Annotated in this window: 15 protein-coding genes and 1 pseudogene; 11 read left to right on the top strand and 5 right to left on the bottom strand. The window is 47.5% G+C overall.

From position 1 onward, the window contains the following. The 3 genes and pseudogenes from ACMWKK_RS25270 to ACMWKK_RS25280 all read left to right on the top strand — a co-directional run. Positions 1 to 86, top strand: an 86-nt coding sequence (locus ACMWKK_RS25270) for an IS3 family transposase (protein ID WP_154846639.1), incomplete at its 5' end; no start/stop codon positions are given. 79 nt (positions 87 to 165) lie between these two features. Then, positions 166 to 276: pseudogene (locus tag ACMWKK_RS25275) on the top strand (DUF5431 family protein); the annotation flags it as partial. Next, on the top strand, positions 224 to 343 hold the full coding sequence (locus ACMWKK_RS25280; RefSeq protein ID WP_223152483.1) for a type I toxin-antitoxin system Hok family toxin: 120 nt from the start codon (positions 224 to 226) through the stop codon (positions 341 to 343). The pseudogene ACMWKK_RS25275 and the gene ACMWKK_RS25280, both read left to right, overlap by 53 nt. 608 nt (positions 344 to 951) lie before the next feature. Here ACMWKK_RS25280 and ACMWKK_RS25285 read toward each other — a convergent pair. From ACMWKK_RS25285 to ACMWKK_RS25305, 5 genes are all read right to left on the bottom strand, one after another. Beyond that, positions 952 to 1272: a hypothetical protein gene (locus ACMWKK_RS25285; protein WP_000332796.1), complete on the bottom strand. Its 321-nt coding sequence runs from the start codon at positions 1270 to 1272 to the stop codon at positions 952 to 954. 281 nt (positions 1273 to 1553) lie between these two features. Next, positions 1554 to 1757 (bottom strand): hypothetical protein, encoded by a 204-nt coding sequence (locus tag ACMWKK_RS25290; RefSeq protein WP_001015183.1) that lies wholly within the window; start codon positions 1755 to 1757, stop codon positions 1554 to 1556. Positions 1758 to 1803: 46 nt separating this feature from the next. Continuing rightward, a complete protein-coding gene (locus ACMWKK_RS25295; RefSeq protein WP_000743059.1) occupies positions 1804 to 2154 on the bottom strand; it encodes a hypothetical protein in 351 nt (116 codons plus the stop codon). A gap of 59 nt (positions 2155 to 2213) precedes the next feature. Beyond that, positions 2214 to 2816, bottom strand: a complete 603-nt coding sequence (locus ACMWKK_RS25300) for a hypothetical protein (RefSeq protein ID WP_224222681.1) — start codon at positions 2814 to 2816, stop codon at positions 2214 to 2216. Positions 2817 to 2911: 95 nt separating this feature from the next. Further along, entirely contained in the window at positions 2912 to 3856 is a 945-nt protein-coding gene (locus ACMWKK_RS25305) for a DUF5417 domain-containing protein (RefSeq protein ID WP_000778029.1), read from the bottom strand. Positions 3857 to 4366: 510 nt separating this feature from the next. Between ACMWKK_RS25305 and ACMWKK_RS25310 the strand changes: the two genes are divergently transcribed. From ACMWKK_RS25310 to ACMWKK_RS25345, 8 genes are all read left to right on the top strand, one after another. After that, positions 4367 to 4543, top strand: coding sequence for a hypothetical protein (locus ACMWKK_RS25310; RefSeq protein ID WP_001371930.1), 177 nt, complete (start codon positions 4367 to 4369; stop codon positions 4541 to 4543). A gap of 416 nt (positions 4544 to 4959) precedes the next feature. Then, complete coding sequence (locus tag ACMWKK_RS25315; RefSeq protein ID WP_001272971.1) at positions 4960 to 6144, top strand: hypothetical protein; 1185 nt, start codon at positions 4960 to 4962, stop codon at positions 6142 to 6144. 65 nt (positions 6145 to 6209) lie between these two features. Beyond that, positions 6210 to 6491 carry a hypothetical protein gene (locus ACMWKK_RS25320; protein WP_000708863.1) on the top strand — a complete coding sequence of 94 codons (282 nt, stop codon included), beginning with the start codon at positions 6210 to 6212 and terminating at the stop codon, positions 6489 to 6491. A 314-nt stretch (positions 6492 to 6805) separates the two neighbouring features. Then, positions 6806 to 7507: a hypothetical protein gene (locus tag ACMWKK_RS25325; RefSeq protein WP_000237191.1), complete on the top strand. Its 702-nt coding sequence runs from the start codon at positions 6806 to 6808 to the stop codon at positions 7505 to 7507. A gap of 134 nt (positions 7508 to 7641) precedes the next feature. Beyond that, on the top strand, positions 7642 to 7938 hold the full coding sequence (locus ACMWKK_RS25330; protein ID WP_000856246.1) for a hypothetical protein: 297 nt from the start codon (positions 7642 to 7644) through the stop codon (positions 7936 to 7938). A gap of 44 nt (positions 7939 to 7982) precedes the next feature. Then, entirely contained in the window at positions 7983 to 8420 is a 438-nt protein-coding gene (locus tag ACMWKK_RS25335) for a hypothetical protein (RefSeq protein ID WP_000286108.1), read from the top strand. A 67-nt stretch (positions 8421 to 8487) separates the two neighbouring features. Next, a complete protein-coding gene (locus tag ACMWKK_RS25340) occupies positions 8488 to 9024 on the top strand; it encodes a hypothetical protein (RefSeq protein ID WP_000800251.1) in 537 nt (178 codons plus the stop codon). A gap of 225 nt (positions 9025 to 9249) precedes the next feature. Then, on the top strand, positions 9250 to 9618 hold the full coding sequence (locus tag ACMWKK_RS25345) for a hypothetical protein (RefSeq protein ID WP_000537761.1): 369 nt from the start codon (positions 9250 to 9252) through the stop codon (positions 9616 to 9618). The last annotated feature ends 505 nt before the right edge of the window (positions 9619 to 10123 follow it).

Here is a 10123-nt window from a genome sequence, read left to right on the forward strand (position 1 = left end):
ACTACAACAGCAGAAGAATTAGCCTGAAATTAAAAGGTCTGAGTCCAATTGAATATCGAACCCAGACCTATGTGCCTCGTGTTTAACTGTCCAACTTTTTGGGGTCAGTACAACCCGAGGCCCCTGTATGCTAGTCACATTCAGAGTAGCCTCTTGCCTGCTTAAATGCAAGGAGAAGAAGGCCATGAAAATGCCGAACCAACCCATTGTTTTGTGCATATTAATAGTTTGTTTAACGCTGTTGATATTCACCTGGCTCACACGAAACTCGCTTTGCGAGTTGCGGATGAAAGACGGAACAAGGGAGGTATCTGCTATCCTGGCCTACGAATCCGGTAAGTAGCTGACAAAGAGGGGGGCAACCCCCTCTTTTCGGGGTGTGGATTAGTATGCCATCGGCACCTTTTGAAAGGGTTTCTCCAGTCGGGGAAACCCTTTTTTCCTCCCGTCTTGTGGCATATAGCCTTTTGTATAAATCAAGAACCAGACCCAAAGAGTCCCACTTCACGCAAACCGTTCAAAAGCCTTAGCGTAATCCAGTCGGGAAAAATTTCACCGGTGCTCGTCCGGGCACGTACCGGAAACAATGGACTTCTCACTGGTCGGTAGCTCATAGAACGTAGCCATTGCGGTCAGTCCTTATTCTGTACCCAGTAGAGTTTTATGGCCGTCTGGCAAATCGTTCAAACATTGTCATTTCTGTTCTCGCTGCATCCGGTCAAATGATACGGTGAATTCAGCTCATGGGCATTCGCATCGCAGTCTACGAAGGCACCAGAAGTTTGAGGATGTTACGCAAAGAACAGTTATCAGGTTTGCTGGTGGGCGTAATGCCTACCTCTACTTTACTTCATAGGGATTCTTCTGCGGGGAAGCAAGAATTGACTCAACGTTGTCCGGTCGTACCAGATTTGTCGCGGAAAGCGCCTTTTTGTGAGGGGGGCCGCAGCGCTAAACCTTTTCCTGGAACGACATGAAGGACAGCAGAGCGTCCGCCCTGGAGGACAGCTCAATACAGTCTCCACGCTGCGGTTCTATCTCTTCGTCAATGGTTTCATTGTACCAAATACGCAGCCGCCATCCCTTCGCAGGGAAAGCGCTCTGCATCGCCAGGACCATCCCCTCCGGCGACAGCAGTTCTCGACAGAGGTAGCAGGCCCCGATCCGGGTTGAATCCCGCAGCCACATTACGGGATACTCTTTAACCAGTTGGTCATACACGCATTCTGCCATATGAAAGTAATTTTCGTCAGCCCTGCAAAAATCACACATTCGATTTCCTTAAATGGTGTTCATCGAGATAATTCAGAAAGTTGATTCGCCAAACTACGGGGCATTTCTTTAATGGCGGAGCTTTACATCACTATTTCTGTCATTTTCAAATCCGCCGGATACAGCAATAATTGCACCGAACAGCGGTTTGAACTGCAATGCATCCGTAGGGTATGCGACAATAATAAGGCTCTTCCCGTACTCTTAAAAATGGAAGAGTTTAAAACCCATACTGCTGGGATGAGCGAAGCACGGTACATTATGCCAGCGTATAAGGGCCGTCATAACTTGTTTTTTTCTAGAACACGGCGAAGTTTTCTTACCTGGGAAGCTGTGGAAAGCGTACCGGTTCGGGGATGGCATGCGCTTGCCTTTTCACCTGGTTTGAGTACATAGGCTAATGCCAGCTCGTTCAGAGCCGCCTCAGCTTTCAACAGGGCCTCAATGGCCGTGTTCAGGTATACAGTTCGGCTCTCATGGTTCATCAGGATTTTCCTCACAAGGGTAAAAATGACAGGCGATACCTGCCGTTTACCCTTTGTCTCCGTTAAGAATGGCATCACGGCAGGCTTCCCAGATTACCTGGGCATTAGCATCACACTCCACGAACCCGCCGCACTGATCGTATATCACCTGGTATACCTCAGGGGGAATCTTCCCAGGCGCAACCGGAGTTGAGCGTTTGCCTTTATGAATCTCATCTGCGGTATCACAGACAGCGTCGAGATGCCGCGACATCCACTCAGATAATTTCAGACCCTCTCGATTTGCCTGTTTTACATAGCGAACCTTTCTGGAAACCGTAGATCGCATCTGAATCTGTGTCACAGCTGGCACATCTTCTTTCATGGCATTCTGTAATGCAGCTTTGGGCTTTTTCATGTTCATGGTTGCTTTAAATTATTCTGGAGTTCGTCTGATATAAATGCTGACGTGATCTGTCAGCGTCGCTTAAATAGTTTATCGCCTTCCGCCAGTTCGCCGTTGAGCTGTTCAATCACGCTCCAGATGAGCCGATCATCCGGCGTTGAGCCTGCACACACTTTCACGACCGCCACGGGTCTAAATTCTTCAGGGTCTGCCTGCCCGGAGGTGAAGAGCCTGCTCTCAATCCAGTGGGCCCCCTCTGTGCAGCAGTGGCAACTGGTTTCAGGTGGTTCATCCAGACCGTCCACTCCACAGGCTGAGCAGGTGAACAGTTTGCGAGACCCACCAGCCAGTGGCGTATCGCAAGCTGCTGGAAGTGCGCCAGCATTGCGCCAGTACAGCACATGATTTGAATCGTAGCAGTGTCCATGAAGCAGAAGCGAAACGCCGCAACTGCGAGTTTCAATGGCTTTGCCTGTGCCAAGGTATTGCCCGATCTCGTCCCATACGTCCACTAAGGTGTCAGGCAGCGGACGCGTAACAGGGAACTTAGCGCAGTCGTCCGGGGTGCCTTTAATGCAGCAGAGGGCCGAATACGCAAGCTCCTGCATTTCGTAGGAGTACTGACCACATACCACGCGTTCCAGTTTGTCGATTAGTTGTTCTTTATTCATCATACTCAGCCTTATTAAACAAATTCATTACGCCACTGGCACCATCTGGCCGGAGCAGACTGCGGCCCGGTAGTAGAGCCGCAGGGGGTGTCGCTGGACTAACAGGTGCTCAGTGAGTCCCGCACTTCCTCATGACTGGTCATTTTCAGAAGAAGCTTTCCAGGGCAGCGTGGTTCCGCCTGTGAACGGGTGACGTCTTCGTTGATTGCCTGGATATGAGCAGATTCAACGGTCCGACGCTGTACGACATGGTTGCTCAGGTTGAATTCGCACTGGAGCCTTCTGGCATCAGAATCCGCGTTCATTGCAATACGTTCATCAAAGCGGCGGTTCATTCGCAGAGCCTCTTCGTGAGCTGCATCAACAAGGGTGCGTCTGGTGACATAGTCGTTACCAGCAAAAAACGATAGCTGAGCGTGTTCCGAAGAGTAGTCGGAGCTTCCCTTACAACGGGCAATCGCGGCTTCAGAGTGCAGGATTAATGAACTCAACCGTGAACAGACGTCATTGATGGTGCCGGTTTTCAGACAGTCGTGGATAAGTGTCCAGGCGGAAATGCTCAGCGGGCGGCTGGTGATCACATAGGGATTGTAATGATCAACCGTTACGATAGTACGCAGTGAATGAAGCGATTCGGACTGCGTACGTAAGTCACGGCGAACAGTACATGCCACCGAGGCAACATCTTTACATTCTTTGTCGGACATCGAGTCCAGTACGCGGATCTCCACCTCTGCCGCCTTTGAGGCGATATGCGCACTAATCTCACCCTTAAGACGTTTGTAGTCAGCCTTGAAGCTTCCCACGCTGTCAATATCGATCCAGTAACCACAGCTGTAACCAGCATTACCAAACTCGTCATCTTTCTCATAGTTCGGACAGCCGTCATTGCTCCAGCCAGCTTTTTCCAGCAGCTCGTCAATAGCGACCAGCTCAGCCATTGGTGCATGTTCGATAATGAAATAATGGACACGGCCCCAGGCATATGCGCGTGAACGGCCATCAACAGAAGTATCAGAAGTCGTCTGACGGGAAAGTTTCATGAGGTACTCCAGTTCTGCCCGGTACCGCCGGGGCGGTGGTGCGAAAGCCGCACCATGAATGACACTATGATCCTCCTAACTTCTATTGTCAATACAATTGAAGTGGCGTTGTATTTATTCATTATTTGGACCCGGCTCGTACGGAACGACCGTCGGGACTTGCCAATTATTCTGCGGTGAGCAGGGGGAAGGGAACATCCCACCGCTTGTTTCAAGATGTACAGCCAAGGAGGGCGCAGAATGCCTGACAGAATCATCGTGCAGCGGTAGCGAAAGACCTGACAAACGGGAAAAGTATCCTTTTATTCCAAAGCCAACCTCAGCTTTTAATGTCGCCAGTACGTTTCTTAAACATGCCAAATCGGTCTCTTATACGGCCGGATGGGCCCGATGAAAACGATAAAATGAGAAACAGAACCCGACACATCGCTGCTCTCTGGGAAAGCCGGTCAGCAGATGGAGCGCCAGGAACTAAATCCGCTGGTTTTAATAATGATTGAGGAGAACAAGATGAAAGATAACAAGACACGTCCTGTAGACTCGTATGCTCATGCTGATTTCATGGAGTCCGTCTTCAGCAACCTCAGGGCTTTCTGTGATGCGGAATGCCAGCGGCTAACTGCCGGTTATCCCCCAACTGTCAAACCAGAACAGCAAAGCACTGACGGCCAGCTGTCGGCGGCATAAATCATTACCTGCCAGTTCGTTCAAATTTCCGCTTCCTTAAGCCCGGGCCAAAAGCCCGGCTCAATCCAAAAACTGAACGTACCGGTTTACCTCTATATCTCCTCAATCCCCTGCGACTTACAAGAGACCCGCACCGGTTTAGCCATTCCTGTCCTGCCACTCTCTCATCACTGGCCCAGACAACCGGAAAAGTAACTTTTCTCTCCGACTCACCTTCTGAACCAGCTATTTTGCTTAAACGTAAAAACGGCCCACTGTTGTGAAGATTTAAAACGGACGGATCGAGTAGTATTGTCTCAGGAATTTTTTTTAAGAAAAGTTACTTTTTCTTCTGTGCAACCTATTAGAAAAAATGTCGAACCTGGTATTGTTGTGTTGTAGCGCAGTTAAACAACCAACCAAAAGAGAGAACAAAAATGTCCGCAATCGAAACTGAAGTAAAAAACAACAGCAACGAAATCAGCCTTCGTGGTTACCTGGAACGCACTGGTAACGGTGCCCGTAAAGGTAACGGCCTTATCATTGACCCTTCGGTTGTTGTAGAGCAGGAAGGCTTTAACACCCGCACGGCCGGTATGGGCGAGCTCTACTATTCAATGCCTCACGTTGTGGAACACCTGAACAGCCTGGCCGATGCCTACATGGAAGACCCGTTCAGCGTGACGCCTATCGTTGTTCAGATGGTTAATGGCGTACCTGTACTGCGTCAGGGGGCTTGCCGTATCCGTTCCATCGCTATTGCAAACCGCCAGCTGGAAGCAGAAGGGCGTGAACGCATTACTCGTATTCGCTGCGAAGAGTTTCGCGGTAGCGCTTCAAAAGCAGAACTCTTCACCCTGACCGGCAACTCCAACCTGGCGCTGTCTGTCGTAGCTGAAGCGCTTTCAATTAAGCGTCTTGTTGAAGATAAAGAAGAGCCTAAGACCTTTGCGGAACTGGCAAAAAAACGTGGTAAATCAGAGCAGCATCTTCGCCAGATGGTTCGCGTACTGGACCTGCCTTCTGAACTACAGACCATGCTTGTGAGCGATCAGGTGAGCATGTACGTTGCGCTGGACGAGTATATGTACAGCGGTGAGGATGCGGTAGATAACATCAACAAGGCGATCTCCATCTATGGTAAAGCGACGAAAAACACGCTGAAATTCGTCAAAGCTGCCAAGGTAGAAGAGCGCATGGCAGATCCGCAGACTCCGGAAAACTCCGGTGATGAGCAACCGGCAGGTAATGCTACCGTTAACACCCCGGTACCGGATCAACTGAATGATGAAAGCAATACAGAGACGCTGGTTACGCCACCGGTACAGGAACCAGCTCCGGCTCCAAAGGACAGCGCTCCTAAACAGAACCCGGCAGGTAAAGCACCATCCATGTCCAGCGTTCTGAACAAAAAGACCGTGACCGTCATTGCCGACACCGCGATCCCGATTTTTGAACGTATTGCTGAAGAAGCCAAGCTTAAAGAAGGTGAATCTGTCAGCACTGATACTTACACGCTTGTTCTGACCAATGATGAAATGAACGATATCATCAATGCTCATGCTGACCTGAAAGAGTACCTGCGTAAGCATGCTGAGAAGATGAATAAGGGACAGGCATGATTTTCTGACCGACCCCTCCATCCGGACGGGTCGGTAACTTTTTCAGGACAAGGGGAAACAGGGCAATGAAGAAGGCTTTTATCAACGTAGACAAGACTAACCCACTGCCAGTCCTGACGGATTCGGTGACCCGGGTAAGTATTCAGTGCACGGCAAAAGATGAAAACGGGGCAGGGATCGAAGTGAACATCCTCGACCTGATTCAGGATCATGATACGGATGAAGTGAAAGTGCAGTTTGGGAGCTCGCCTGTTCAGGCTCTGGCGATGCTCCGCCGGGTTATGACAGCACTGGAAAAGCAGGCAAATGCAGAACTGCAACAGAATTCCTGCTCGCGTATGCAGTAAACGGTAAAAGCAGAATGTTCCCTACTGGATAAACCCGGTGGACCTCACGGAGAGCAAGTCACCGAATGGTTCACTGTTAAGTGATATACATCCGGATTTATAAGGTTTTGCAGCATCCGAATAGGCAATAAATAGAATTATTTTGATTTATCTCAGCAAGGAAATGGAAAGCTACCAGATTTTAGGATAGCGAAATGCCTGTATCGCTACTCTGCTGAATTAGAAATGATTTTAAACGCAATGCATAATGATAGAATAGCAATGCCTTTAATTATTTGTCACGTCTGAATTATATGTAGACTTACGGAGAGGATATGGTAATTACTTATTCATTATCGGAAACGTTTAATATGTTTTTACGCGAGATTATTGCATCTGGACTTGCAGTTTTTTGCGCATGGTGCGTTTTGTGTCTTTTCTCTGATCAGGAACGAGGTAAAGAGGTTCCTGTTTCTATGAAAAAAATAACTTCAAAGTCAGCTTTCTCCTACTTTATCAGTTCTCAAATTGCCGCTTTTATTATCTCCTTGTTGGGTTCAATCTTAAGCACGAAATGGGACAACATCGTCTGGAATGATGAAATAAGACAGTTTTATCTGCATGTAGGATTTGGGCTGGTAGCTTGTGTATTCTGTCTGCTTGTAATCTTGCATGAGAAATTTATCAAAAGAAATTTAAATGTTTATTCTGGTTATTGTGGTTCACTGGCAGTTAGTCTCACAGGAATCTTTGTACTTTGTGCGTTATATCTGACATTTTCATTACCATTTCATTATGAAGAACGTCTACTTAATGATGCATCCTTGGTGGCTTCGGATGGCGTTGAAAATTCAGTCGTTTTTGCAGACGGTCGTTACTGGGTTTTTGAACTGGGCTTACCATATTTCAAACAGTCATTGCTCAAAGAGGTAAGAAGGGGCAGGTACCAGCTAATCTGCACTACAGAAAAAAAACCAACATGCTGGTCTGGCAAAAAACTTCCCGAAAAACCAACCTCTTTGAAAGCTAGTTCATAAAGATTTAAACTGCTCGCTTAAATCCACACTGGTCCAATTTTGAAAATTTATTGTGTTTTTAAAAGAAATTACAGTGTGGGTTATTAGCCAGTAGGTCGGAGTTTTATATAATACCCAAAAACACAGGAGGTATTATGAAAACCAATCTGGCCTATGCATCTAATTGCTCCGATTCTGTCTACTCCTATATTTATCAGGCACTGCAACAACGCTCTGGTGCCGAGAATGAAAGCCTTTATCAGCAGGCCATTTCCAGCTGCTGCACAGATAAACAAAAAAAGAAACTGGCCGGGTATTATGCCGGTCCATGGCAGCTGCTATTCAACGCGTGGTGTAACAATCGCGTCCCTAACACAGCGGTGCTGGCCCTTTTACTCCAGCAGTGCTTATCTCATTTCCAGTGCGAAGAAGTGATCGCAGCCTGGCAGTAACCCTATCAAGCCCCTTCGTATAGCGGAGGGGCAGGAGATATCTCATGTACAGAAACGACAGAAACGTGGATTCCTTCAACCTGGTTAATGCTCTTCAGCCGGTCTTTCGTAACACCGGCTGTGGGATGTTTGAATATGATCGTAAAAAGCAGAATGAAACCGCTGATTCAATCTTACGAGCGTTGGCGTTAAATGCCGATTTCGCGAGGGCCTTAAAACAGTACGTCCGGATTAATTCTGTACGACGGGTTGTTCAGTTCGATGACGGCTCGGTTCGCTATGGTATTCATGCCGAATTTGAAGGGCATAATAAAATTAATTCCTTCCGTATTTTTAAAGATGAAGATACAGACGCATTTGACTCCTATTTTTATTCGGTTTGCGATAATAAAGCTGAGCTGGTGGATTTTAAAATGGACTCTCTCGATATTCAATTGCAGGCAGTTTTTGAAAAGGTGACAGGTATTTTTCTGTCACATTAAATATTCAAATTTTCAATCCTCGGGCTGATAGACAAAAAACGCACTTTAGAATATAGATGAGATGAATATGAAAAACGTAAATATTTTGGATACCGATATTGCGGCCATTAATGCTCTTTCTGGCGTAGAACTGACTGACTTTCTCACTGCCGGGTATCAGGTAAACTGGTTAGGAGAAAGGGAGGTTTCGCTGGTGGGCTTTCCGTGTTTAGCAAGCAACAAGCAGCCGGTAGAAGTTGGTCCCGGCATTTTCATTAATCGCGTGTACAGCAGAGACAGCCAGTCTCTGAGCGGGAAATTGCGCTATGACCTGTCTAATGGTCTGGCAACGAGTGCATTTTCATTTTTCTCCCAGTCAGGCTGGTATGGGGGATTCCGTGTCGTATCTTTCCGTGACAACGGGCCAGCTGCGTTAATCAACATTGGTATTGTCCATGAGAATGTTTTGAATGCATTTTGTGCTGACTTCCCCCGGGCCAATGTGAGCGTAACCCGTTTTCATTGTGGCATGACGCTTGAGCAGATCCGAATGTTCATTTCAGACACTGCTTACGATATGCCGCTTTATAACAACGAGTCTGACTTTCGCAGGCTCGCCAGTTAGCATGGAGGCTGACTTCAGTGCTTACGCCTAAAAGCCGGTGAGCGAGGTGGCGGAACCGGTTGGCTTCGCCCAGTCTTACTTACTTCTCTCAAGGTACTGCGCTGCAAGCGTACGTAAAAAAAGTAAGTAGCTAAATGGCGTGAGCGATTAGTTCTATACGGGAAGAAGTCATAGTATTCTGAAATGATAGTTATCTCATACGAACGATAGTAATGGAGTTTCTTAATGGGCGTTGATATCTGCTGGCGATTTCAAAGGGAAGAAAAGCCTGGTAAATGGATTAATTTATCAAGCAATTATAAAGGGGACCGATCATATCTCCACTTTGCCTGGCTCGGATTTGATGTAGATCGTGAAAGGGCGAGCACATCAGCAGTTTTTATCCACGCATTACGCGGATTACCTGATGATATACCGTCCGAAGATGATGATTTATTCGGTGAACATTCATACTCATGGCTGACTTCGGAAGAAATTTTGTCAGCCATACCACCCGATAACGCCGGAGAGGTGATCCAGGAATTTGTCGAAGAAGTAAAGCGTCTCCACGTGGAGAACGGCAGCGTCCGTTTCGTCTTTGGATTTGAAGGGTAACCCGTAAGAAAGTAGCTATCTTACCCGGCTAGGTCTCCAATCTCTCAGATGCTCAAAGAGGGCCGGGCATGGTGCCCACACATCCCCTACCATTCCGATTTGATATTCGTCTAATACACCCTTTAAAGAAAACAAGCAGACGGCAATGAGACGTCGGATTAGCGTCAGCAAATATGAGACGTCAGTAGTCGATGTTTGTCCTGCGGAACGTGAATCTGTTTACAAGGGGTAAAGCCGTACCATCCATGAGGGCTCAGAGAGCCGGGGTCTCCTCCAGATCACTGGAAGTTATTGACTCTGGCAGGCCTATCCCTATGACTTTTTCCCGGATGGCAAATTAAGAGCGAACAGGGCCAAATTAGTACTCTTTTCTAAACGGAAATACTGAATCACCCTAGACTGGCCCCCTGAATCTCCAGACAGTTGGTATCACTTAAGTTAGTGATAGTCTTAATACTAGTTTTTAGACTAGTCGTTGGAGTCCGAATGATTGATGTTTTAGGTC

This window comes from Enterobacter sp. 01-M-03-SI-ECC, assembly GCF_047530215.1.
GTDB lineage: Bacteria > Pseudomonadota > Gammaproteobacteria > Enterobacterales > Enterobacteriaceae > Enterobacter > Enterobacter chengduensis.